We start from the raw sequence: 25,442 nt of genomic DNA, 5'->3' as shown, positions 1-25,442 counted from the left end.
GCGGCCCGGAGGATGGAATGCCGAAAGCGACCCTTCCCAGCGGATTGACGCTCCACTATCAGCGCACCGGCCGAGGGCCCGACCTCGTGATGCTCCACGGGCTCACGGGCAACCTGGCCGTGTGGCACCTGAAGATCGTCCCGATGCTCGCGGACCATTTCCGCATCCTGACCTACGACCTCCGGGGCCACGGCTACAGCGACACGCCCCCCTCCGGCTACTCGGCCACCGACATGGCCGCGGACCTGGAAGAGCTGCTCGACGCCCTCGGGATCGAGCGCGCGAACCTGGTGGGCCACAGCTACGGCGCGGACGTCGCGCTCTACTACGCCTTCCGCAATCCCGACCGCGTCCTCCAGGTCGGGGCGATCGAGGCCGCGCTTCCGGCCCTGATCCACCTGCGCACCCGGGAGGACTGGGTGGGCTGGTCGTACTGGGTCCAGGTGCTGGAACGATCGGGCGTGACGGTGCCGCCGGAGCATCGTTGCGACCTCGAATACATGGTGCGCAAGAGCATGAGCCTGCCCAAGAAGTGGGGGCCTCTCAGGGGCCTTCCGCGCAATCCCGAGAAATTCCTCCGCGTCCTGGACTCGACCCCTCTGGTCCGCGACTACGAGATCGTCGGCGACCTCCCCCTGGAGAACATCCCCCGGATCAAGGCCCCGGTCCACCTGATCTACGCCGAGGGCTCGGCGTTCCTCGGCAGCCACGACTACCTTCTCGAACATATCCCGAATGCCCGATCGGTCATGCTCCCCTCGTCGGAATGGGGCCATTTCGGGCCGCTCGAACAGCCCGAGGCCGTGGTGGAACACCTGATCGAAACCCTGGCCCCGTCGGCGGCGACGGGGCCCGATCGCGTCGCCGTCCCTCGCCCGGCGGGGTCGAGAGCATGAGGAGCCCGAAGATGGACACCGTGTTGGTCACCGGCAGTTCGACGGGCCTGGGGCTCGAAACGTCGCTGCACCTCGCCGATCGCGGCTTCAAGGTCTTCGCCGGGGTCCGCGACCTCGGACACCGCCCGGCCGTGCTCGAAGCCGCGCGGGAGAGGGGCGTCGAGCTTGAGGTCGTGCAGCTCGACGTGACCGATCCTTCGAGCGTCGACCGCGCGGTCGAGACGGTCGTCGAGGGCGGGGGGGGCGTGTACGGGCTGGTCAACAACGCCGGGGTCGGCCTGCGGGGGTGCTTCGAGGATCTCGAGATGTCGGAGATCCGCGACGTCTTCGAGGCCAACGTCTTCGGCACCATGGCCGTGACCCGCCGGGTGCTCCCCCACATGAGGGCCGCCGGGCGGGGCCGGGTCGTGACCATCTCCTCGGTCGGCGGCCGGATCGCGACCTTCGGCCTCAGCGCGTATTGCTCCACCAAGTTCGCCCAGGAGGGATTCGGCGAGTCGCTGGCGCTGGAACTCCGGCCGTTCGGCATCCGCGCGATCCTCATCGAGCCGGGGATCATCAAGACCTCGCGGTGGTCGGTGAACCGGGGGAACGCGGCCCACGCGCTCGATCCCGAGAGCCCCTACCACGCGATGTTCGTGAAGCACGAGGAGCTGGCCGACCGCTTCGTGGAGACCCGCAAGACCCGGCCGACGCACGTGGCGCAGGCCGTGCACCGCGCGTTGACGAGCCGACGGCCCCGGATGCGTTACGTCGTCGGACGTCCCGCCTGGCTCGCCCTCGCCCTGCGCGGGCTGCTCCCCGATCGCGTCTTCGACGGGCTCTACTTCGGGGCGCTCCTGCGTCGCATCCGGGACGACGGGGCGACCGCGCCCGCCCGCGAGTCGGGGCGGGGAACGTCCCTCGCCTCCGCGCGACGACGGGCCGCGCCTGGGGTCATGGCCGAGGCGACGACCGACAGGACCGATTCGGAATAGGAGGGTGGGATGGCGCGCTACCTGTTCACCGTCTGGCCGTTCGTGGGCCACATCAATCCGTTCATGAGCGTCGCCAGGGCGTTGAAGGCCAGAGGGCACGACGTGGCCTTCTACACCAGCGAGAGCACCAGGGCCGTGATCGAGCCCCAGGGCGTCACGCTCTTCCCGTTCAACCATTTGCGGGAGGAGCCCATCTGGGAGGCGGTCCAGGCGGCGGAGACCCGCGCGACGCTGGGCTGGCACTCGCCCCGGCTGCTGCTCCGGGCCTTCCGCGACTGGCTGGCGGGGACCCTCCCGGAGCAGGTCGCCGACATCCAGGAGATCGTCGATGAGTGGCGGCCCGACGTCATCGTGACGGAGACCGGGATGTGGGGGCCGATCGTGGTCCTGGGCGAGACGTCGCCGGTCCCGGTGGCGATCCTGACGACGCTGATGGGCTGCCTCATCCCCGGCCCCGACGCCCCGCCGGGGGGGCCGGGCCTGCCGTCGCCCCGGAACTTCCGCACCCGCCTGCTGGCGAAAGCCGTGACGAAGCTGGGCGACGTGCTGGCGATCGGCGTCCGTCGACACGTCAACAAGGTCCGCGCCTCGCATGGGCTGGCGCCGATGGAAAGCTCCGTGAACGCCCACATGGCGAGGTTGCCCCTCTACCTGATCCCCAGCGTCCGCGAGATCGACTACGACCGCCACGACCTCCCGCCGAGCGTCCACTACGTCGGGCCTTGCGTGTGGAACAAGTCCGAGGACGCGCCCGCGCCGGCGTGGCTGGACGAACTCCCGACCGATCGGCCGTGGGTCCACGTCACCGAGGGGACGGCCCATTTCCAGGACCCGGTCGTGCTGCGGGCCGCGGCCCGCGGCCTCGCGGACCTCCCCATGCAGGTCATCCTGACCACCGGCTCCCAGCGCGACCCGGCCGAGCTGGACCTCGGCCCGATCGCTCCCAACATCCGAGTCGAGCGTTGGGTCAGCCACAGCGATCTGCTCCCGCGTTGCTCGGTTTTGGTGACGACGGGGGGGGCCGGCACCGTCCTGACCGCGCTGCAGCTCGGCGTGCCGCTCATCATCGTGCCGACCCACTGGGACAAGCCGGACAACGCGCGTCGGGTGGTGGAGGCCGGGGCCGGCCTGCGGCTCACGCCTCGCCGATGCACGCCCGACGGCCTCCGCGCCGCCGTCGAGCGCGTGCTGAACGAACCGAGCTTCCGTCGCAACGCGCGTCGGATCGCCGGGGTGATGGCCGAGCATCCCGGACCCGCCGGGGCCGCCGTCCTGCTGGAAACGCTCGCTGCTCGGTCGCCGAACGCGGGGCGCCCGGCGAAGACCCTCGTCCACTGATTTGCGACATCCAGGAGGCGAACCGCGATGAGGATCCGACTGCCCAACGGGAGGGTGATCCACGGCCCCAGCCGAGGCGAGGCGAGGCTGCTCTTCGACGAGATCTTCCGCGAGCAGGTGTATCTCAGGAACGGCGTTGAGCTTCACGAGGGGGACGTCGTCCTGGACGTCGGGGCGAACCTGGGCCTGTTCTCCCTCTTCGTGGCCGAGACCCTGCACGACGTGACCATCCACGCTTTCGAACCCGTCCCCGACATCTTCGCCTGCCTGCGGCGCAACACCAGCCACCTGGGGTCGAGGATCGTCGCGCGGAACGTCGGCCTCTCGGACCGGGAGGGGACGGCGGCTTTCACCTACTACCCGCACCTCCCTTGCTTCTCCACGTCGTGCCCGGACCGCCTGGAGAAGCGCTGGGCGGACCTGCGCGACATCCTGATCCACCTGGGCGACCGGAGCGCCGACGGCGGCGGGCGGGGACCCTTCCGTGGGATTCGAGAGCGGCTCCGCTCCTGGGGGGTGGGCGGGCTGCTCTACTACGCCTCCCGGAAGAAGGAACGCGTCTGCACGCTCACTCGACTCTCGCAGATCATCGCGGAACGCCGGCTCGATCGGATCGACCTCCTCAAGATCGACGTGGAGGGGAGCGAGTGGGACGTCCTGCGCGGGATCGACGAGGCGGACTGGGGGAAGGTCAAGCAGTTGGTGGTGGAGGTTCACGACGTGGAATCGGGACCGGACGGCATGGCGGCATGGCTCGAAGATCGCGGCTACGAGGTCGCGATCGACCGCACGAACGAGGATCGTCGGTCGCCCGTCTCCCTGATCTACGCACGACGCCGGCCGGAGGAGGCCGGCTCCACGAACCGATCGTCGCGAACGATCGGCCGGGCGGGCGGCCCGGTGGCGGTGTAGCCGAAGGTTCGATCGGTCGGCGTCCGCCAGCCCCGATCGACGGCCCGCGCTCCACGGCGGAGCGCGGGCGTCCCTGGTCTGATCCCATCAGTGCGAATCGGCCGCGGCCTGCGTCCGATCGAGTCGTCATGATTCGAGGAGTCTGCGATGCCACCTGTCGTTCTTCATCATCCTAGCGGCGTGCCTCGATCGTCCTCTTCGCGCCTAACCTGGGGGCTCACGGTCGTCGCGATCCTGTTGGCGACCCCGGCCGTCCAGGGCCAGTTGACCCGTTCGGATTTCACGCGGACCAACCTCCCGGGGTTCGGCGACCGCCACAATAGCTATCCCTGGTCGATGCGATGGTTCCAGGGGAACCTGTACGTCGGAACGAACCGCGACTTCCAGTGCGTCGAGAACGCCACAATCGCCTTCTATTACCCGATCATCATCCCGCTCCAGGCCATCTTCGCGGACCCGCTGATCCCCTGTCCCTTGAACCCCTCGGATCTGGACCTGCGGGCGGAGGTCTGGCGGTACGCGCCGACCACCGGACAATGGACGAGGGTCTTCCAGTCGGAGAAGGCGCCGGGGACGAACGTCGCCCGCGACATCGGGTATCGCGACATGGTCGTGTATCGGGAGTCGGACGGGACCGAGTCGCTCTACATCGTCGGCTGTACGGCCCGCGAGTTCACGCCCGGGGCGCCGCCGCCGCGGATCCTCCGAATGACGATCGTCAGGGATCCCATCACGAAGCAGCCCCGCGAGGTCTTCGAGGCGGTCCCCCAGAATCCCGGGACGGTGCTGGGCGACACCAAGGCCGTGACGTTCCGCGCGACGGCCGTCTACAAGAACCGACTGTACGTCTCGGCCAGCCTCGGCCTGACCGGCAACGGCTTCGTCCTGGAGTCGTCCAACCCGAGGCTGGGGAACAACAGCTTCCGGCAGGTCACCCCGCCCGAGCTCCAGGTTTATGAGATGTCCGTCTTCAACGACTCGCTCTACTTCGGGGCCGGCGACCAATCGACCGGCTACTCCGTCTGGAAGACCAAGGCTTCGGGCGCCCTCCCGTACGCGATCACCCCGGTCGTGACCGGCGGGGCCGGACGCGGACCCGTCATGACGTCCGTCGTCAGCATGTATCCCTTCCAGGGGAGGCTCTACGTGGGGAGCGCGGGCTGGTACTCCACGCTGCTCCCCTCGTCCGAGCTGATCCGGATCAACCCCAACGACACATGGGAGCTGATCGCGGGGAACGCCCGGCTGGCCCCCCGTGGGCTCATCTTCCCGCTGAGCGGCCTGGGAGACGGCTTCGGCAATCCGTTCAACGCGCACATCTGGCGGATGGAGGAGCACGACGGGGTGCTCTACGCGGGGACGAACGACGACAGTTGGGCCCTGCGTTCGTCCCCGCTGGCCCCCTACTTCCGATCCGAGTTCGGATTCGACGTCTTCGCGAGCACGAACGGCGTCGCCTGGTCGCCGGTCGTCCGCAACGGCATGGGGAACATGTTCAACTTCGGGCTCAGGACGTTCGCCTCGACGCCCGTCGGCCTGTTCCTGGGGACCGTCAACTACGTCCAGGGGACGGAGGTCTGGCTGGCAGGCTCCAGCGCGGTCCCGACGGCGGCCACGGCCGTCGCGTCGAATTTCCCCTCGACGACGGCCACGATGACGACGAGGACGCCGCCGACGACTCCAGCCTCGGGAGGCTCGCCGCCGATCGCTCCCGCCGGGGATGAGGAACGCGACGGCGAAGCCCAGGAGGAGGCGGGCTCGCCCCAGCCCCCGCCGAGCCCCGAGGAGGTGGAGGTGGAGGCCCTGCGCGGGCGGGCCTACGTCTCCTGGAGCCCCGGCCCGGGGGCCGTTCGATACCACGTCTATCGCTCGACCTATCAGAAGGCCGACCTCGGGTTCCTGCTGGGCCTCCTCCCCGAGGCGGGGGAGGAGGATCCGATGCGCCCCGGCGAAAAACCGGGCGTCTTCTCGGTCCCCGGCGGCTTCGTGGAGATCGGCACCGCCACGACTCCGCAATTCGAGGATCGCGGCGTCGCCCCCAGGCGGACGTACGCCTACTACGTGCAGGCCGAGGACCGGAAGGGGAAGTTGTCGCCCCCTTCGAACATCAAGATGATCCCGGATCTCGGACCGCCGGCCACGTTCGAGGGGGTCCGGTCGGAACTGGTCGCGCTCCTCGCCGCCGACCGGAAGCTGGCCAAGCCGTTGGCGGGCGCGACCGACCTGCTGGACGAAGGCCGGGCCGCGGCGGCCGGGAACGACCTCGCCACCGCCAGGGCGCGGCTCGACGCCGTCCGGGAACGGTTGGCGCGGGCCCGTGGCGTCAACCCGGCGCCGCCGCCGGCCGGCCCCCTGGACGTCCTGATCGCGAGGCTTTCCAGGCGGATCGACCTGGCTCTCTCCGGCGCCCTGCCGAGCGGCGTCCTGAATAACGGCCAGGGCGACGACCACGACCGGACGAGGCCGCGCGCCGCCCCGAAGCGATCGCGACGACAGCCGACGATCACGAGCCGACCGACGACCGCTGACCGCTGACCGCCGGACCTCGGAGATCCACTCGTGCCAACGATCGAAGATGGACGCGAGACCGCGACCGGCGAACCGCCGCCGAGGTTCCGGGTCCCCCCGGCCGATCGCTCGGCCGGGGACGGACCCGATCGCGGCGACGGGCTCGCCGAATCGCCGTCGCTCGTCGACGAGGCCGAACGGTCCCGCGCCGTCGGCCGACTCGGCTTTCGACGACGCGCCGGGGCGACCGGGCGGGCGGGGTCGCTGCTAATCCTGTGGGCGGTCCTGATCCTGGACTTCCAGGGCTTGCTGTGGCTCTCGGGGGCGAAGACCCTGGCGCTGCGGCAGGCCGTGGAGCAGGGGGCCGCCCGCGTCGAGTCGCGGGCCGTCGGCGAGATCGGCGACCGTCAGATCCAGAAGGCCATCCGGGACCAGCGGGCCACGCTGCGATTCTGGACGGCGCTGGCCCTGATCGGCGATCTCGTCGTCGAACCGCTGGCGCCGGCCGTCCGCGCCCTGCTGGCGGCGACGCTCCTGGCCGCACTCGCCGCGCTGGCCGGTCGGCCCGTCGGCTTCCCGCTCGCCCTGGACGAATGCGCCGTCTTGCAGGGCTTCTGGGTGCTGGGCCTGGCGCTCCAGACGGCCCTGGTGTTCGCCCTGCCGACGCTCGAAGCCGACGCCTCGATGGCGCTGCTGCTTCCATCGGGGACGTACCGGGCGGCCTCATGGGTCGCCTGGCGCCAGGTTGACGCCTTCGCGCTGCTGGGCTGGGCCGCCTTGATCCTCGGCGGCTGGCGCCGCGGCCAGGCGAACCTCGCGACAGCCATCGTCGCCTGCACGAGCCTGGCGGCGATCGAGACGGCCATTCGGATCGGGACGACGCTCGTCACGGGCGCCGCGATGCGTCTGATGCTGATACCCGGTGGTTTCTGATTCGGGATCGACGCTCGGGAGGGACGAATGCTTCGGTTCATCACACGTCTGGCCCTGGTCGGCTCCATCGCCGCCGCGCTGACCTTCGCCAAGCTCCATCGCGACCCCGGCTCGATCGTGGTCGACTGGCGGGTCGTCAAGGAGCCCCCGATCGAGGTGCGCGTGGAGACGCCGTCGCGGGGCCGGATCGTCCGCAAGATCACCGCGCCCGGGGTGGTGGAGTCGGTCGAAGAAGTGAACATCGGCTCGCAGATCCTGGGCCGGGTCGTCGCGGTGGACGTCAAGGAAGGGGAGGCCGTGAAGGCGGGCGACGTGCTCGTGAAGCTCGATCGCACCGACGCCGACGCCCGGCTTCTCTCCGCGCAGGCCCGGTTCGACCGCCACCGCGCCGCGATCACTCAGGCCGAGGACGATCTGGCGAAGGCCGCCCGCGACGAGGCCCAGCACGGACGGCTCGCCGACCGGGGATACTCGACGCCGACGGAGCTGGCCGACGCCCGGACGCAGTTCCACAAGGCCGAGGCCGCGCTCCAGATGAGCCGCCGCGAGCTGCTGGAGAGCGAGGCCCTGCGGACGATCAGCCTTGAGGAAGTGAAGCGCACCGAGATCCGGTCCCCGATCGACGGGGTCGTGACCGACCTCTCGGTGCGGGTCGGGGAGGTGGTGATCGCCGGCACGATCAACCTGCCGGGCACGGTCCTGATGACGGTCGCCGATCCGAGCCGCATGCGGGTGATCGCCGACGTGGAGGAGTCCGACATCCCCCTGGTGCAGCCCGGCCAGGCGTCGCTCATCTACCTCCAGGCCGACGGCCGGACGGCGATCGAAGGGGTCGTCGAGAAGGTCACCGCGAAGGGGAGGAAGACCGGCGAGTCGGTCGGCTTCGAGACCCGCATCCGGGTCGACGACGCCCCCCCGTCGCTCCGCGCCGGGATGTCGGCGACGGTCGAGATCGAGGTCCGCCGGACGGAGGACGCGCTGGGGGTTCCTACCCACGCCGTCGTCCATCGACGGCGGAAGGACCTACCCGGCACGCCCGCCGTGCTCGCCTGGGCCGATCGGAACGCCGGCTCGCCGGGCGGGGGCGTGCGAGAATCGGGGATGCGCTACGTCAAGGTCGCGTTCGTGGTCGAAGGCGGCGTGGCCCGCGCCCGCCCGGTCGAACTGGGCCTCACCGACGAGCACCGCGCGGAGATCCTCTCCGGCGTCGAGGCCGGGGAACAGGTCGTCGTCGCGCCGTTCCGCGCCCTGGATCAACTCACGGACGGCCAGCCCGTGCAGGTCGTCGGCGACGCGGAGGACCCGCGATGACGCCCCCCCGGGAACCGATCATCCTGCTGGAACAGGTCGCCAAGGAGTATCGGGTGGGCGAGGAGACCGTCCGCGCGCTCCGGGGGGTCGACCTGCGCATCGACGCCAACGAGTTGATCGCGATCATGGGCCCTTCGGGATCGGGAAAATCGACTCTCATGAACATCCTTGGCTGCCTCGACGCCCCCTCCTCGGGGCGCTACTGGCTGGAGGGGCGCGACGTCGCGGGGCTCTCGCAGTCGCAACTGGCGCGGGTGCGGGGGGAGCGGATCGGCTTCGTCTTCCAGACCTTCGAGCTGCTCCCGCGCCAGACCGCCCTGCGAAACGTCGAGCTCCCCCTGATCTATTCCGGCGTCCGGGATCGCCGCGAGCGGGCCGCCGAGGCCCTCGACCGGGTCGGCCTGGCCGATCGGATGGAGCACCGGCCCTCGCAGATGTCGGGCGGCCAGCGCCAGCGGGTCGCCATCGCGAGGGCCCTCGTCCTCCAGCCGTCGCTCCTGCTCGCGGACGAGCCCACCGGCAACCTGGACTCTCACACCGGCGACCAGATCCTCGGGCTCTTCGCCGCGCTGCACGCCCAGGGCCAGACGATCGTGATCGTGACCCATGAGCCGGACGTCGCCGCGCGCTGCCGGCGGGTGGTCCGGGTCCGCGACGGCCGGGTCGAATCCGACGACGTGAACGACGGCCCGCCGTGGGAGCGGGCCCGAGCCTCCGCATCCCGCCCCCAACGTCGGGAAGGACAGCCATGTCCCTGGTGAGAAACGTTCCGATCGCGATGGAGCAGCTCTGGACCAGCAAGCCGAAGTCCCTGCTGACGATGGTCGGGATGGTCATCGCCGTGGCGTCCACGATCACCGTGGTCAGCGTGGTCCTGGGGTTCTCGCGCTACGTGGCCGTGTTCCTGAAAGGGTGGGGCACGAACGCGGTCTGGGTCGCACCCGAGCGCCCGGCGGGCGACGCGGGGCGCACCCTCGGCCGCGCCGAGATCGACGTCCGCGACGTCGAGAGCATCCGCGAGCGCTGCGAGGCGCTGCGGCTGGTCTCGCCCGATCCCCGGCAGGCGGCCGTCTCCGTCCGGTACGGCCGGGACGAGGTGACCGCCCCCCTGGAGGGGGTGTCGGTCGAGTACCACGCGATCCGCAAGTTCGAGGTCGACGTCGGGCGTCCCCTGGCCGTGGTCGACGTCGAGCAGGCGCATCAGGTCTGCCTCGTCGGCCGCGACGTCCTCCGCAAGCTCAACGTCGACGAGGGGCTCGTCGGGCGGTCGCTCCTGCTGGACGGCCGCCGCTTCCTGGTCATCGGGCTCCTCAAGGAGAAAGGGTCGCTCATCGGCACCAGCCAGGATGACGTCGTCCTGGTCCCCTACACGATGGCGCTGAAGATGTATCCTTCGCAACGGCGCAAGCTGGCGTTCGTCGCGATGGCGGCCTCCGAGGCGCAGGTGCCCGAGGCCCGCGCCCAGATCACCGACCTCCTCCGACGCCGACACGGCCTGGAGGCCCACCAGCCCAACGATTTCAGCATCAGGACGCAGGACGAGATCCTGGAGGCGTTCAACGCCATCAGCCTGGCGGCCACCGCCATGCTCGCGGGGATCGTCGGCGTCTCGCTGCTGGTCAGCGGCATCGGCATCATGAACATGATGCTCGTCAGCGTCACCGAGCGCACTCGCGAGATCGGCCTGCGCAAGGCCGTCGGCGCGGGCCGACGCGACATCCTGGCGCAGTTCCTCACCGAGGCCGTGACCCTGAGCCTCCTCGGCGGGGGCGTCGGGGTCGCCCTCGGCTTCGGCCTCTGCGCCCTGGCGAGCCTGCACCCGAAGATGGTCGACGTGGTCGTGCCGTGGTGGGCCGTCGGCCTCGGATTCGGGATCTCGGCGGGCACGGGGACGATCTTCGGCATGCTCCCCGCCGTCAAGGCCGCCCTCCTCAATCCGATCGACGCCCTGCGCCACGAATGACAACGCCGACGCCCCGCGAGGAGGATCATCATGAAGGTTCGCCTGCCCAACGGCCTGAGCATCCACGCCCCGAACCGGATCGACGCCCGGTTCCTCTACCACGAAATCTTCGTCCAGAACTGCTACCTCCGGCACGGCGTCGAGCTGCGCGAAGGGGCGACGATCTTCGACGTGGGGGCGAACATCGGCATGTTCGACGTCTTCCTGGCGCGGACCCTGCACGACTTCACCCTCTTCGCCTTCGAACCCATCCCCCAGACCTTCGAACTGCTGCGACGGAACACCGACCCCTTCGCCGACAGGGTCCGGCTCTTCAACGTGGGGCTCTCCGACCACGACGGCGAGGCGACGTTCACCCGCTTCCCCCGCGCCTCCGCCCTGGCGACCTGCTCCCCCGGCCATATCGCGGGGCTGCGGGCCGGCCGCAACGAACTCATCGCGAGAGGAGGCCCCCGGAAAGCCGGAGCGAGCGGGCGACGCCTGCGCGACTGGCCGCGATCAGCCCTCGCGAAGCTGCTCGACCTCTACTTCTTCTCCGGCCGCGAGACGGTCCGATGCCGACTCAGGACGCTCGGCGACATCCTCAAGCTTGAGAACGTCGACTCGATCGACCTCCTCAAGATCGACGTCGAGAACAGCGAGTGGGAAGTCCTCGCGGGGATCGACGACGCGGGCTGGGCCCGGATCAGGCAGGTGGTCCTGGAGGTCCACGACATCGACGGCCGCCTCGCGCGCATCCTCGAACTCCTCGCCCGGCATGGCTTCAAGGTCGTCGCCGACCAGGAAGACTGGAGCCGCGAATTCGGCGTCTTCAACGTCTACGCTAGGAGGGACCCCGATCCCGTGGGCTCCCGCCGACCCCAGGCCGCGATCCGGACTGCCGGGTAGCATCCCGGACGCGCAGGGGGGCGACGGCCGCGGCGGGGCCTTTCGCCGGCCCGATCCGATGCCCACAATGGGGCCTCTCGTTTCGTTCGATCGCCGTTTGGCGGACGCCCCTGGCCCCGGAACATGAAGATGAACGCGAACTCCCCGGACGTCGTCCGGATCGGACGGCGGGCCTTTCTCACGGGCGGCGCTCTCGTGCTGGGCGCGGCCCCGGCGACGATCGCCTCCACGCTCCGGGCGGGCGAGCGGCCCGCGGTTCGGTTCGGGCTGATCACCGACCTGCACCACGCCGACAAGCCGCCGGCGGGGACCCGGCACTACCGGGAGTCCCTGCCGAAGCTCGCCGAGGCCGCCGAGCGGTTCCGTCGCGAGGAGGCCGACTTCCTCGTCGAGCTGGGCGACCTGATCGACGCCGCCGACTCCGTGGCGGTCGAACTCGAATACCTCGATCGCATCGACCGGGAGATCGCTGCCATCGCGGAGCGTCGCCATTACGTCCTCGGCAACCACTGCGTCGACACCCTGACCAAGCCGGAGTTCCTCGGCAAGGTCGGCCAGGAGCGGTCGTTCTATTCCTTCGACGCCGGGGACCATCATTTCATCGTCCTCGACGCCTGCTTCCGCAGCGACGGCGAGCCCTACGGCCGCAAGAATTCCGAGTGGACCGACGCCAACATCCCGGCCCACGAGGTCGAGTGGCTCCGGGCCGACCTGGCGGCGAACCCCAAACCGACGATCGTCTTCGCCCACCAGCGGCTCGACGTGGGAAGCCCCTACGGCGTCAAGAACGCGGCCGAGGTCCGGGCCGCCCTCGAAGCCTCGGGCGCGGTGCGGGCGGTCTTCCAGGGTCACAGCCACAAGAACGACTACCGCGAGATCCGGGGCGTCCATTACGTCACCCTGGTCGCCATGATCGAAGGCTCGGGAGCCGAGAACAACGGGTACTCCCTGGTGGACCTGGATGCCGGCGCGATCCGGGTTCGGGGGTTCCGTCGACAGCGAGCCTACGACTGGAACGCCCCCACCGGGCGATGAACCGCCAACGCCGGGCGGCCTTCGACGCAAGCACGCCTCTCCACTCTCTTCACTCTGGAGTTTCTTCATGTTTTCACGATCGGGAATCATCCTGTCAGGGACCCTGGCGGTCCTCTCGTGCCTGGGGGCGTCCGCCTCGGCCTTCGCCGACGACCAGGGCTGGACCTCGCTCTTCGACGGGAAGACGCTGGACGGCTGGAAGACCGGCGGCGGCAAGGCGACGTACGCGGTCGAAGACGGGACGATCGTCGGCACGACGGTCGAGGGGAGCCCCAACACGTTCCTCTGCAAGGGGGACTACAAGGACTTCGTCCTGGAGCTGGAGGTCAAGTGCGACCCCCGGCTGAACTCCGGCGTCCAGGTCCGCAGCCATATCTACGAGCCGGGAACCCCCCGGGCCGGCGTCGTGTACGGCCCGCAGTGCGAGATCGCCCGCAAGGAGACCGGGACGGCCGGTCGGTTCTATGACGAGGGCCGCCGAGGCCAGTGGATCGCCGAGCTCAATCCCAAGGCGAAGGACGCGTTTGACGACGACGGTTGGAACAAGTACCGGATCGTGGTGCAGGGCGACCGCTACCGTTCGTGGGTCAACGGCGAGCCCGCAAGCGACTTCACCGACGGCCTGGACCAGAGCGGCCTCATCGGGCTCCAGGTCCACGGCATCGCCAGCGGCGAGGGCCCGTATCAGGTCCGCTGGCGGAACGTCCGCCTCCGTGAGCTGAAGCCGGGCGAGAAGGTCGGCTCGGAATAAAACCCAACGCGAGGCGCGCGATGTTCAATCCTCCCTACCGCGCGGCGGTCATCGGCCGGACCGGCCGGGGCGGCTACGGTCACGAGATCGACCGGGCCATGACCGATCCGCCCAAATTGAAACTGGTCGCCGTGGCCGACGACGACCCCGAAGGGCTCGCCTCGGCCGTCGCGCGGCTGGGAGCGGAACGGGGCTACGCCGACTACCGGGAGATGCTCGACCGCGAGAAGCCGCAATTCGTGGCGATCGCCTCCCGGTGGCTCGACGGCCATCGCGACATGGCCGTCGCCTGCGCCGAGCGCGGCATCCACGTCTTCTGCGAGAAGCCGATGGCGCCCACGCTGGCCGATTGCGACGCCATCGTCACGGCCTGCGAGCGCTCCCACACCAAGCTGGCCGTCGCCTTCCAGACCCGCTACAGCCCGCAGTACGATCGGGTCCGCGAGTTGATCGCCGAAGGCGCGATCGGCGAGGTCCTCGAAGTGCGAGGCCGGGGCAAGGAGGATCGTCGCGGTGGCGGCGAGGATCTGATGGTCCTCGGCGTCCACATCATGGACCTCTTCCGGGGACTGCTCGGCGAGTCCGCCTGGTGCTTCGCCCGCGTCACCGAAGCCGGACGCCCCATCGGCCCGGCCGACGTACGCGACGGGGCCGAGGGGATCGGCCCGCTGGCCGGCGACCGCGCCGACGCGATGTACGGATTCGTCGGCAAGCCCGCCGTCGCCCATTTCGCCACCGCTCGCCCCAGGGAGCCCGGCCAGCGCTTCGGCGTCCAGATCCTGGGCTCGAAGGGGCGGATCGACCTGGGGACCGGGTGGGCGCCCCACGCCCGGCTGCTGGCCGACCCGGCCTGGAGCGGGGCCTGGGCGCCGGGGTGGGTCGAGATCACCGGCGGCGACGTCGGCAATCCCGACGCGACCGACCTGATCCCGACCAATCGGCGGATCGTGGCCGACCTGATCCGCGCCGTGGAGACCGACTCCCAGCCGCTGGCGAACGTCTACGACGGCCGCGCGGCCGTCGAGATGGTCCTCGCCTGCTACGCCTCGCAGGCGAGGGGAGGGCCCGTCACGTTCCCCCTGGCCGATCGCGCCAGGCATCCCCTGGAGACGCTGGGCTGAGCCGGTCGATCCCTTCGAGGCGATCCTCACCGGGGCTTCGGCCCCTCGGCTGGGGGCACCAGCGACGCGGCCCGATCGACGACGCGTCGTTCCTCCTCATCGAGCTGGTCGAACAAGCGGCGGTCGTGGAGGTCGAACGAGCGTCGCGGGGCGTCCCCCGCCGCGCCGCGCTCGGAGCCGTTGTGGAAGCACCAGCCGGCGGCGCCCCCGGCCAGGGCGCCGCGAAGGTCGTCGAGGAAGTCGGCCGCCGAGGGTTCCCACGGGCCGTAGCCCCGCCGGAAAGGCTCCTGATAATGCACCGGCGCCGAGCGGCCGACGGCCTTCATCGCGTCCAGGCTGGCGCGCGTCGCGGCCTCGGTCCGGCCGGGCGAGCCGGGCTCCCTCGGCCGGTGCGGGCAGACGAAGTCCAGGCCGATGGCAAGCAGAGCCTCGCGCAGGTCCGGCTCGTCGAGGTCATGGCCGCCGAACGAGGCCGTGACCAGCCGCCCCGGATCGAGCCGGCCGACCAGTTCGCGGAGCGGCTTCAATTCCTCGGCCGGCACATGCCGCGCGTCGCGGACGTCGCGTTCGTTGGCCAGGTCGAGATACCAGTTGCGATGCGCTTTCAGGGCGACGACCAGCGTCTCGACGGCCCTCCTGTGCGATTCGAAGTCCGGCAAGGCCCCGCCGGCGGTACCGTCCCCGCGCGTGAGCGTGACGTCCACGACCAGGCCGCGACGATCGCAATCGGCCACCAGCTCGACGAGACGGCCCAGGAACGGTTCGCGAGCCCGGCCGTCTGCGTCCACCGCCGAGACGTCGCGGCCGAACGCGCCCCAGGTCGCCCAGACCCGCACCCAGTTGAAACCGTTGCGCTGGAGGTCGTCGAGGTCGCGTCGGACGAAATCCGCCGGAGCCCCCAGGCCGCCGTAGTAGCTGGCCCCGAGCAGGAAAGTCGGCCGTCCGTTCACCGTGAACCGGGCACCCTGGACGCCCAACTCGGTGCGACCGGCCGCGACGGCCGGGATCGGCGCGGAGAGCACCGCCAGAAGAACGAGGGGTAGCGTCTTCATCGCAGATCTCCTCCAAGTCGAGGCGCGGTGAGGGACTCACGATTCGTCCAGGACCGCCGCGCAGGCCCGTCGCAGGAATTCCTCATACTCCCAACCGCCGCTGCCGCCGGTCTGGCGGGCGACGACCAGGTCGAGGCTCGGCACGAAGGCGATCAGCTGTCCTCCCGATCCAGGCTTGGAACGGGCGTCGGCCGGGATGCCCCGACCGTCGCGGCCTCCTTCGCCGGTCAGGCGGGCGGGAAGCTCCCAGCCGTACGAGAAGATCTGGGCGTCCACCTTGAATCGCAGCTCGGGGCCGTGGACGTCGTGGGTGGGGGCGGCGGTGGCCTCGACGAACCACGTCGGGATCACCTGCCGGTCCTTCCAGCGGCCCCTGCGGGCCATGCAGTAGGCGATCCGGGCCATGTCGCGCGCCGGCATCCCCAGGCCGTGCGAGGGGTGTCGGCCGTACTTCGGCCCCCCTTCGTAGTACTGGAACCACCAATGCTCGATCCCCAGCGGCCTGAAGAGGGCCTCGACGGCGAACTGATCGTAGGGCTTGCCGGTGACGGTCTCGCATACGAGGGCCGCGTGAGCGAACGCGTGGGTGGAATACCCGCAGGCGGTGCCGGGATCGAACGCTAGACGGGCGGTGCGCGGGTCGCCGCTGTGGCCCAGGATGTACTCCCAGGTTCCGTCGTTGGGAGCCCCGGCCGCCTCGGGGCAGAGGCCCGAGGTGTGGTTCAACAACTGACCGACGGTGATCGCGGCCTTGCGAGGGTCGCTCAAGGGCCTCGCCTGGGGGATGAAGGCGAACGCCCGGTCGTTGAAACTCATCGGACGGGCCGATCCTCCGCGCCGGCTCTGCTCCGAAGCGATGGCGAGGACCGTGGCGCAGACGGCCTTCGAACAGGAGGCCACTCGGGAGGCGTCGGTCGTCGCGCTTCGGCCCCGCTCCGCTTCCAGAACGATGTGCCCGCGACGGACGACGACCGCGGCGAACTTGCGATCGTCGGATCGTCGGAGCCATTCGCGAAGATCCGCGAGCCGGGCCGGGTCCATCCCGGCGACGCGACGGATCGCATCCGGGTCGTCGAGCTTCCGCCAGCCGCCCTCGGATTCGGCCGGGGGGAAGTACGCCTCGGGCGGGGCGTCGGTCCGGGGGGAGGTCAGCACCTTCAGCTTCGCGTAGACCACCGGGTCGTCCGCGGAGCCCTTGAAAACGAAGGGGTGGTGCTGGTTGGCCTTCTCCAGCATCAGCCCCCACGAAGCGCCGGCCTCGACGGAAAGCTCGGCGGCCCGCGCGCCCGCCTCGCCCTCCTTCGCATCCTCGTTGCAGACGATCGGCTTCCCGAAACGCTTGAAGGCCGCGATCCGCACGGGGATGTCGTCGAGGGGCGTGCCGTTGAAGTGGATCAGGAGGAAGTCGGCGGCGTCGGCCAGGGCGTCGGGATAGCGACCGTGTCCCAGGCCGCTCGTGGAAACCAGAAGGCCGGGGGCCTCTCGACGGGCCAGCCGGATCAGTTCGACCTGGCCCTCGACGCTCCGGATCAGGCGGTGGTCGAAGCCGTCGTGGTCGAATTCGTTGGCGATCTCCAGGACGACGTTGCGATAGCCGCGACGCCGGATCCAGCCCGCCACGTTCGCCACCCCGGCGCGCACGGCGGCCTCGTCCGTCAGGACCTGGTCCTGCCGCTGGTAGAAGCACCCAAGGATCACCACCAGGCCTTCGCGATCGCACGCCTCGACGACGCGGGCGGCGCGGGCCAGGTAGCCCTCGCGCAGCGAGCCGTCGGGCTCGAACGCCGAGTTGAGCGCCCCCTCGTAGCCGGGGGTGCCCCCTTGGAGGTTGAGGGTCACGGCGTCGACGCCCTGCGCCGCGTAGTCGGGCAGGTTCGCCAGGAATCGGTCCGTGACTGCGTCGGGATCGTCGTCCGGCCTGCGGCGATCCTCGAAGATCGCGTTCACCATGCGCACGTTCATCAGCAGACCCTCGGCGGGGGCCTCGCGATGAGTCAGGCGATCGTTGATGAACCACCGATCGCCCCGCAGCGAGACCCGCGTCCGCGGCGCGAACGAGCCGGTCGCCGCCCCCTCGCGCCGCTCGGCCGGCGCCGGACGCGCCGCCGGATCGACGGGCGACCGGATCGTCAGGGGCCGAGGCGCGAACGCGGCGGCCAGGTCGGGCAGATCGTAGACGGCGAGGACGCCAGGGACCGCGTTGGCGAGTTGTCCTCGCGAGAGCGGCGTGCGGACGACGTCGGCCCACGACGCGATCGCGCCGTCGAGCGTCAAGGCGGCGACCTTCGGCTCCAGCACCGCCGCGTGCAGGGCGATCGGCCCGGCGTTCCCATGGCCCACGAGGTCGAGCCCGCCGGGGGCCTCGTCCTTCAGGGCCGCGAGCACGGCGAGGAGGTCGCCGACTCGTTGCCCCAGAAGCGGGCGGCCGAGCAAGAGCGCGACGTACGCATTGGGCGCGTCGGCGCCGGCCAGGCCGCCGTCCCCCTCGGGGGCCGTCTCGCCCATCCCTCGGAGGTCGGCCGTCAGAACGCGCCGACCTTCCGCGAGGAGGGCCGCCACCGGACCACCCGGAGCGACCGCCTCGTCGCCGACATATCCGACCATGACAGTCAGGCGCGCGGCCTCATCGACCTTCGCTGGCGTGAAGAGTCGCGCCGGGATTTTGACTCCCGGCTCCGTCTCGAAGACCAGACGGCGGACCGTCCCGCCGCCCCACGCGGCCTCGCCACGATCCTCGCGCCCGGCCGGCCCGATCGGGTCGCGCAGGACGATCAGGCGACGAACCTCGGCGGCCAGCGCGTCCCGGTCGCGCGGCCCCGCCGCCGCCCGCGCCCGAGCCAGCTCGTCGGCGCGTTCGCCGTTGAGGTCGAAGGCCGACTTGCCGTGCAGGTCGGCGAGCACCTGTCCGCTCGTCGTGCAGAGCAGGGCGGCGTCCGACAGCACGGCGAGTTCCGCCTCGGTCGTCGGCTCGTCCTTGCCCAGCAGCCACCGGCGCATCCAGCGGGCCATCGCCTGGCGGTGGGCGACGGGATAGCCGTGCGTCTCGTCCGCCTCGATGATGTCCACCCGCTCGGGGAGCCCCAGCAGCCCGTACGTCCGCTTCGCCTCGCGGAAGCTCGTCCAGGTCCCCTGGATGTCGAAGAAGTCGCGCGTGGAGGCGAGGATCAGGGTGGGGCGCGGGGCGCGAAGGCCCAGGTAGTCGGCGTGCTCCAGCCCGAAGGCGACCTGGCCGGTGACGATCTGCTCGGCGTCTTGCGGGCCGATGGTGGCGAGGAGCCGCTCCATCGACGTGATGTAGCACGACGGCGCCGCCGCGACCACGCGGTCGTCCAGGGCCATGAGGTACGAGGTCATCGTCCCGCCCCCGGAGCAGCCCGTGCAGCCGAGCCGGGAGGCGTCGACGTCGGGCCGGCTCGCCAGGTAGTCGAGGCTGCGAATCCCGTCCCAGACGCGATAGCCCCCCGTGCTCCGGCCGACCAGCAGCGCGCCGACGTGGATCAACGTGTGCTCGCCCGTCCCCCCCGGACCGATCGGCGCGCCGTCGGGGCCGAGGACCTGCCGACGCTCCCCCTGGCCGATCGGATCGAAGCAGAGGGCCGCGATCCCGTTGCGCGCCAGCAGGGCGCACGCCCGCTGGTAACCCTCGGCCGACTTGCCGACGGCGTCGTGGCCGCAAGGCATCAGGACCGCGGGGAAGGGGGGCGGCCCCATCGGTCGATAGAACAACGCCGTGACGTGGTGGCCGGGCCGGCTCTCATAGACGATCCGTTCGAGGCGGTAGCCGTCGCGGTCCTCGGCCGCCACGACGCGCGCGTTGAGCGGTGTCTTCTCGGGAAGGTCGCCGAGCGCCTGGAGGAACCGCGCCTTCAGGTCGACCTGGCGCCGGACCAGGTCGTCGGGCGTCTTGATCGCGGCCACCGCCGCGCGTCGGGCGTCGAACGCCTTCTCCGCCTCCCCATTCAGGAAGCGCGAGAGCATCGCGCGGGGAGGGCCGTCGCGGGCTTCGTCGAGGACCGGGGGAGGGGCGTCCGCCGGGGCGATCGCCAGGAGGAGGCAGGGAAGGAGGATCGAGATCGGCATGGGTTCCTCACGTGTCGACATCCAGGTTCGTCGACGCACGCCGTGGGGCCGACGGCGTCCTTCGAGGATCGTCGCACGTCGCGCGACCGCGGGCAACCGCCCGATCGTCCCGCCGTCGCGAGGGCCCGCACGGCCCGCGACTCGTCGCGGCGGGTTCGATTCGGACTTCCGGCGCGGCCGCACGCAGGGTATCTTCAGTTGGATCGTTGTTCAACAATCAGCCCGCGACCATGGGACGCGGAGGAGCGAGACATGAATCGGACTCTCATCGGCAGCTGGCTGTCCACGGTCCTGGTCCTGGGCGGGACGGCGCTCGCCGACGCTCCCGAGGGGGCGTCCGAGGCGTTCTTCGAGCTTCGCGTGCGGCCGGTGCTCGCCGACAACTGCGTGAAGTGCCACGGCCAGGCGAAGCAGAGCGGCGGCCTCCGGCTCGATTCCCGCGAGGCGATGCTCTCCGGCGGCGACAACGGGCCGGCCGTCGCGCCGGGGGACCCCGAGGGGAGTCCGCTGCTCCTGGCGGTGCGTCACACCGACGACGACCTCAAGATGCCCCCCGCCGGGCCGCTCCCCCGCGCCGCGCAGGACGACCTGGCCGCCTGGATCGCCGCCGGCGCGCCCTGGCCCGCGGCCGCCGCGTCGAAGCCCATCGAGGGCCAGGCGCACTGGGCCTTCGAGCCGCTCCGCGCCGTCGCTCCTCCCGAAGACCCGACCGGCTGGGCCTCCGCCCCGATCGACCGTTTGATCGCCGCCGGACATCGAAGCCAGGGATTGCACCCGGTCGCGAAGGCCGATCGCCGCGCCCTCATTCGAAGGGCGACGTTCGACCTGATCGGCCTCCCTCCCGAGCCCGACCGCGTCGAGGCCTTCGCGGCCGACGACCGCCCCGACGCCTTCGCGAGGCTGGTCGACGAGCTGCTCGCCTCGCCCCAGTATGGCGAGCGTTGGGGCCGCGACTGGCTCGACCTCGCCCGATACGCCGACACCGCCGGCGACAACTCCGACTACCCGATCCCCGAGGCCCACCTCTACCGCGACTACGTCATCGACGCGTTCAACGCCGACGTCCCCTACGATCGCTTCCTCCACGAGCAGATCGCCGGCGACGTGATGGCCGCCGAGGGTCCGCCCGAAGAGTACGCCCGCCGCGTGATCGCCACCGGGTTCCTCGCCCAGGCGAAGCGGTTCGGCACGATCAAACTCGAAGACATGCACCAGATCATCGAGGACACCCTGAACACGACCGGCCAGGTCGTGCTCGGCCTCTCGCTGCGATGCGCCCGCTGCCACGACCACAAGTTCGACCCGATCTCGGCGAACGAGTATTACGCCCTCTACGGCTTTTTCGCCGGGACGAAGTATCCGTTCGCCGGCTCGGAAGAAGACCACAAGCCGAGCGAGTTCGCCCCCCTGGTCCCGCCCGACGCGATGAAGGCGTACGAGGCGCAATTCGCCGAGAAGCTCGCCGAGCTGAAGGCGAATCTGGCCGAGGCCGAATCGACGGGCGAGTCGGCGGCGAAGGCGGGCGACCTGGCCCTGTCGGCCGCCGTGGCCGAGTTCGTCGCCGAGGCCGCCGGGCCGGCCGATCGGGCCGCGACGACGCAGGCGGTCGAGGCGGTGAAGGCGGAACTGGCCCAGGCCGTCCAGCGCCGCGACCGGCGGGTGAAGCGGCTTCGCGACGACCTTGCGAAGCTGGAGAAGGCCGGGCCCGCGTCCCTCGCCCCGCGAGCCTACGCCGTCCGCGACGGCGCGCCGACCGACGTGAAGGTGCAGATCGGCGGCGACCCCGGCAAGCTCGGCGAGCTGGTCCATCGGGGCGTCCCCAAGGCGCTCGACCCCGCCGGGACGATCGACCTGCCGCCGTCCGGGAGCGGCCGGCTCGCCCTGGCGCACTGGCTGACCGAGGGCCGGCCGCGCAGCCTGACCGCGCGGGTGATGGTCAACCGGATCTGGCAGCAGCACTTCGGCAAGCCGATCGTGGCGACCCCTTCCGACTTCGGCCTCCGAGGCGCGGCGCCGACCCACCCCGACCTGCTTGAGTGGCTGGCGGCCGACTTCACCGCCTCGGGCTGGTCGATCAAGGCGATGCACCGCCGGATCATGCTGTCGGAGACCTATCAACTCGCCTCCGAGCACGACTCGGAGAACTCGGCGATCGACACCGGCAACGTCGGGTACTGGCGGTTCGACCGCCGCCCGCTCGACGCCGAGGCCCTTCGGGACGGCCTGCTCGCCCTGGGGGGCGACCTTCGACTGGATCGCCCGGGCGCGCACCCGTTCCCGGCCGAGGAGACCTGGGCCTTCTCGGCCCACCACCAGTTCAAGGCTCTCTATCCGTCGGAGCACCGGAGCGTCTACCTGATGGTGCAGCGGCTCCACCCGCACCCGTACCTCTCGCTGTTCAACGGTCCCGACACCAGCATGACGACCGCCTCGCGCGACCGCTCCACGGTGGCCTTGCAGGCGCTCTATCTGCTCAACAGCCCATTCGTGCACGACCAGGCCCGGCGGTTCGCGGGTCGGCTGCTCGCCGACGCGGCCGACGCCCCGTCCCGCCTCCGGCTGGCCTACCTCCGGGCGTTCGGCCGACCTCCGACCTCCGCCGAGGAGAGCCGGGCGGACGAGTTCCTGGCGTCCTATGAGCAGAGCCTGGCCGCCGAGGGCCTGCCGCCGGAGCGTCGCGGCGAGGAGGCCTGGTCCGGCCTCGCCCGGGCGCTCCTGGCCTCGAACGAGTTCCTCTACGTCGACTGATTCATCAACCGAGGGGCGCGTCGGCCGCGAGCGATCCGGCCGACGCCGAGGGTTCGAACCATGAACGACCGATCGATGAATCGCCGCACGTTGCTCCGTCGCGGCTCGGCGCTGGCCGCGGCCGGCGGTCTGGGACTCCGCCACCGACTCTCACTCGCCGCCGCCGCCAACGAGGGCCACCCGCTGGCGCCCCGGCCGGGCCATTTCCCGGCCAAGGCGAAGCACATGATCGTGTTCTTCATGACGGGCGGGTTCTCCCACCTGGACACCTTCGACTACAAGCCGAAGCTCCAGAAGGACCACGACAAGGCCGTGGGCGCGCGGAAGGTCCTGGCCTCCCCCTACGCCTTCCGCCCCCGCGGCGAGTCCGGCAAGATGGTCAGCGAGCTGTTCGAGCACGTCGGCGGGGTCGTCGACGACGTCTGCTTCCTGCACACCGTCCACGGCGACTCGGCCGGCCACTCGGCTGCCACCCTGGGGATGCACACCGGCTCGGTCACGATCCCATTGCCGAGCCTCGGCTCGTGGATCAGCTACGGCCTGGGGACGCTCAACACGAACCTCCCCTCGTTCGTGGTGCTCGCGGCGAAGGAGCCGTACAACGGCTTCCAGGTCTGGGACGCCAACTTCCTGCCCGGCTACCACAAGGGCGTGCGGGTGATTCCCGGCCCCAACCCGCTCCCGGACGTGACGAGCCCCGTGCCGTCGGTCTCGCGACGGGATCTGGAGGCGCGGATGCTCCGCGACCTGAACGAGGCCCACCTCTCCGCCCGAGACGCCGACGGCCTGCTCGCCTCACGGATGACGACCTTCGACACCGCCTACGGCCTGATGCGCGAGGCCCCCGAGGCGTTCGACCTGGGCCGCGAGTCCCGGGCCACGCTCGACCTCTACGGCGCGTCGGCCGACGCCCCCGACTCGTTCGCCGCCCAGTGCCTCACCGCCCGACGGCTCGTCGAGCGCGGCGTCCGGGTCGTCGAGCTGTTCGATGTCGGCTCGAACACCAACTGGGACAGCCACAACAACATCGACGACCACCGCGCCCTGTCGCGGAACATCGACCGGCCGATCGCCGCGCTGATCGCCGACCTCAAGAGTCGGGGGCTGCTCGACGAGACGCTCATCGTCGGCTGCTCGGAGTTCGGGCGAACCCCCTGGCAGGACCTGACGCCGCGCGGCCGCGGCCATCACAGCCGCTGCTTCACCTGCTTCCTCGTCGGCGGCGGCGCGAAGGGGGGCTACAGCCACGGCGTCTCCGACGAGTACGGCGACGGCCCGGCCGAAGACCCCGTCCACGTCCACGACTTCCACGCCACGATCCTCCACCTGATGGGCCTGGACCACACCCGGCTCACCTACCGCTACTCCGGCCGCGACTTCCGCCTGACCGACGTCCACGGCGAGGTCGTGAAGCCCGTGATCGCCTGAACCGGGATCGACCGATCGAGGGGCGCGAAGGCCGGAGCCTTCGCGCCCCTCGACGCATCATCCCATCATTATTCCAGACGCAGTCCGGCGGCCTCGGTCAGCCGATCGAAGGCCGCGGCCTGGGTGGCGAGATAGACCACCTCGGCGGTCTCGGAATCGGAGAAGTGCTTGCGCACGGCCTCGACGTCGGCGTCGGTGATCAGCGCCGGGTCCTCCGTGATCTTGCGGACGAGGGCGAGCGCCGCCTGCTCATTCGCCGGGCTGTCGAAATCGGCCCGATCCAGCGCGAAGACCTGGTCGTCGGACAGCCCCAGGTCGTTGAGACGCTGCTTGGCGTGCCCCAGGGCGTACCAGGCGCGATCGTGACGGGCCCCGACCCAGGCGATCTTGGCCTTGAGGCTCGGGCTCAGCTTGCCTTTCGTCTCGGCGCGGGTGAGGGAGTCGGCCAGCCGCTTGCCCCCCTTGGGGAAGTTCCCGAGGAGCCGAAGCCATTGCGGCTGGACCCCCGGCCGCGACGGTTCTGAGGAGAGCAGCGAGCGAGCCTGGTCGTCCGTCGCCAGCGGCAGGCGCGGGTCGCGCAGGCGGGCGGCTTCCAGGGCCTTCTCGACCTCGGCCCGGGACTCCAACTCGCCGCGCGACGCCGGCTTGGCGCAGACCGCGTTCGGGTCGATCGGGGCCACGAGGCTGCGCATCGTCTTGTACTTCTCGGCCGTCGGCGTCAGGAAGACCCGATGCTTCTCCTGGGGGATCGCCAGCGGCCCGGTCCAGCGGTTGGTGGCGTTGTTGCCCGCCACCGTCATGACGATCTCGAGGATCTGGAGATCATTGTAGTGCTCGCGCAGCCGGTCGAGGTCGGCGTCGGTCAACGCGTACGGCTCATAAGTCAACTTGCGCGTGAAGGCGAACGCGGCGCGTTGGGCGGGGCTGAATTCCGACCAGTCGCCGTCGAGCGCGGCGATCGAGTCCTCCCCCACGCCGTCGCCCGCGAGCTTGACCTCCTGATGTCCCTGGCAGTAGGTGCAGTTGTTCGCTCGCGAGACGATCCAGAACAGCATCGTCTTGAACGTGCCGTCGAGGGTCATCGCCGGGTCGGGCTCGCGCGACCCCATGCTTCCGGAGCCGAGGAGATCGGGGTCGATGTGGATCTGCCGCAAGCGGCCGTTGTTGACGATTCCGCCCCCCATCCCGCGCGGGGAGGCCCCGGCCCCGGCCCTCGCCGACTCGGACCTCGCCTTCGCCTCGGCGATCTCAGACTCGGTCGGCGGCGGAAGCGGCAGCCGAGGCCGCGACTCCTTCGAGCGTTCGAGTTGCTCCTTCAATTCCTGCCGCGTCGCGGCGACCTTCGACGGACCGCCCGCCGCCGGGGATTCGTCCGCCGACGCCGAGGCGGCGGGCGCGGCCGCGATCAGGGACGCGGCGAGCATCGAACACAGTCGATTCTTCATACGAGAGGACCCCTATCCGTTTCCCGAGGTTTGGAGATCGTGTTTGAGGGCGACGG

Annotated in this window: 18 protein-coding genes; 15 read left to right on the top strand and 3 right to left on the bottom strand. The window is 70.7% G+C overall.

Annotated features, from left to right (window positions below; genetic code table 11):
• Window positions 1-17 precede the first annotated feature (17 nt).
• The 13 genes from VT85_RS01390 (at window position 18) to VT85_RS27255 (ending at window position 14,633) form a co-directional block, all read left to right on the top strand.
• Window positions 18-896, top strand: a complete 879-nt coding sequence (locus VT85_RS01390; RefSeq protein WP_068409519.1) for an alpha/beta fold hydrolase — start codon at window positions 18-20, stop codon at window positions 894-896.
• 11 nt (window positions 897-907) lie between these two features.
• Window positions 908-1,873: an SDR family oxidoreductase gene (locus tag VT85_RS01385; RefSeq protein ID WP_197491030.1), complete on the top strand. Its 966-nt coding sequence runs from the start codon at window positions 908-910 to the stop codon at window positions 1,871-1,873.
• A 9-nt stretch (window positions 1,874-1,882) separates the two neighbouring features.
• Window positions 1,883-3,211, top strand: a complete 1,329-nt coding sequence (locus VT85_RS01380) for a glycosyltransferase (RefSeq protein ID WP_068409517.1) — start codon at window positions 1,883-1,885, stop codon at window positions 3,209-3,211.
• 27 nt (window positions 3,212-3,238) lie between these two features.
• Window positions 3,239-4,123, top strand: coding sequence for an FkbM family methyltransferase (locus tag VT85_RS01375; protein WP_068409515.1), 885 nt, complete (start codon window positions 3,239-3,241; stop codon window positions 4,121-4,123).
• A 147-nt stretch (window positions 4,124-4,270) separates the two neighbouring features.
• Window positions 4,271-6,658 carry a hypothetical protein gene (locus VT85_RS01370; protein WP_156512607.1) on the top strand — a complete coding sequence of 796 codons (2,388 nt, stop codon included), beginning with the start codon at window positions 4,271-4,273 and terminating at the stop codon, window positions 6,656-6,658.
• Window positions 6,659-6,682: 24 nt separating this feature from the next.
• Window positions 6,683-7,564, top strand: a complete 882-nt coding sequence (locus tag VT85_RS01365) for a hypothetical protein (RefSeq protein ID WP_197491029.1) — start codon at window positions 6,683-6,685, stop codon at window positions 7,562-7,564.
• Between the two features lie 27 nt (window positions 7,565-7,591).
• Window positions 7,592-8,875: an efflux RND transporter periplasmic adaptor subunit gene (locus VT85_RS01360; RefSeq protein ID WP_068409511.1), complete on the top strand. Its 1,284-nt coding sequence runs from the start codon at window positions 7,592-7,594 to the stop codon at window positions 8,873-8,875.
• On the top strand, window positions 8,872-9,636 hold the full coding sequence (locus VT85_RS01355) for an ABC transporter ATP-binding protein (RefSeq protein WP_082858269.1): 765 nt from the start codon (window positions 8,872-8,874) through the stop codon (window positions 9,634-9,636). The genes VT85_RS01360 and VT85_RS01355 overlap by 4 nt, the downstream gene beginning before the upstream one ends.
• Window positions 9,624-10,838 carry an ABC transporter permease gene (locus VT85_RS01350; RefSeq protein ID WP_197491028.1) on the top strand — a complete coding sequence of 405 codons (1,215 nt, stop codon included), beginning with the start codon at window positions 9,624-9,626 and terminating at the stop codon, window positions 10,836-10,838. The genes VT85_RS01355 and VT85_RS01350 overlap by 13 nt, the downstream gene beginning before the upstream one ends.
• 30 nt (window positions 10,839-10,868) lie before the next feature.
• Window positions 10,869-11,726, top strand: a complete 858-nt coding sequence (locus VT85_RS01345) for an FkbM family methyltransferase (RefSeq protein ID WP_068409509.1) — start codon at window positions 10,869-10,871, stop codon at window positions 11,724-11,726.
• 123 nt (window positions 11,727-11,849) lie between these two features.
• Window positions 11,850-12,761: a metallophosphoesterase gene (locus VT85_RS01340; RefSeq protein WP_082858268.1), complete on the top strand. Its 912-nt coding sequence runs from the start codon at window positions 11,850-11,852 to the stop codon at window positions 12,759-12,761.
• Window positions 12,762-12,828: 67 nt separating this feature from the next.
• Window positions 12,829-13,512 (top strand): DUF1080 domain-containing protein, encoded by a 684-nt coding sequence (locus VT85_RS27260; RefSeq protein ID WP_068409507.1) that lies wholly within the window; start codon window positions 12,829-12,831, stop codon window positions 13,510-13,512.
• 20 nt (window positions 13,513-13,532) lie between these two features.
• Window positions 13,533-14,633 carry a Gfo/Idh/MocA family protein gene (locus tag VT85_RS27255; protein ID WP_068409505.1) on the top strand — a complete coding sequence of 367 codons (1,101 nt, stop codon included), beginning with the start codon at window positions 13,533-13,535 and terminating at the stop codon, window positions 14,631-14,633.
• Between the two features lie 26 nt (window positions 14,634-14,659).
• Here the strand turns inward: VT85_RS27255 and VT85_RS01325 are convergent, their stop codons facing one another.
• Window positions 14,660-15,685, bottom strand: coding sequence for a hypothetical protein (locus VT85_RS01325; RefSeq protein WP_068409503.1), 1,026 nt, complete (start codon window positions 15,683-15,685; stop codon window positions 14,660-14,662).
• 36 nt (window positions 15,686-15,721) lie between these two features.
• Entirely contained in the window at window positions 15,722-19,765 is a 4,044-nt protein-coding gene (locus VT85_RS01320) for a serine hydrolase (RefSeq protein WP_068409501.1), read from the bottom strand.
• A gap of 252 nt (window positions 19,766-20,017) precedes the next feature.
• Between VT85_RS01320 and VT85_RS01315 the strand changes: the two genes are divergently transcribed.
• A complete protein-coding gene (locus VT85_RS01315; RefSeq protein WP_068409499.1) occupies window positions 20,018-22,513 on the top strand; it encodes a PSD1 and planctomycete cytochrome C domain-containing protein in 2,496 nt (831 codons plus the stop codon).
• Window positions 22,514-22,573: 60 nt separating this feature from the next.
• Window positions 22,574-23,941, top strand: coding sequence for a DUF1501 domain-containing protein (locus VT85_RS01310; protein WP_068409497.1), 1,368 nt, complete (start codon window positions 22,574-22,576; stop codon window positions 23,939-23,941).
• 68 nt (window positions 23,942-24,009) lie between these two features.
• On the opposite strand, the gene VT85_RS01305 is transcribed toward VT85_RS01310, so the two are convergent.
• Window positions 24,010-25,386: a carboxymuconolactone decarboxylase family protein gene (locus VT85_RS01305; RefSeq protein WP_068409494.1), complete on the bottom strand. Its 1,377-nt coding sequence runs from the start codon at window positions 25,384-25,386 to the stop codon at window positions 24,010-24,012.
• Between the last annotated feature and the right edge of the window lie 56 nt (window positions 25,387-25,442).

It is taken from the genome of Planctomyces sp. SH-PL62 (genome assembly GCF_001610895.1).
GTDB lineage: Bacteria > Planctomycetota > Planctomycetia > Isosphaerales > Isosphaeraceae > Paludisphaera.
Note: the sequence above shows the minus strand (reverse complement) of the source record. Positions and strands in the feature narration are given on the sequence as shown.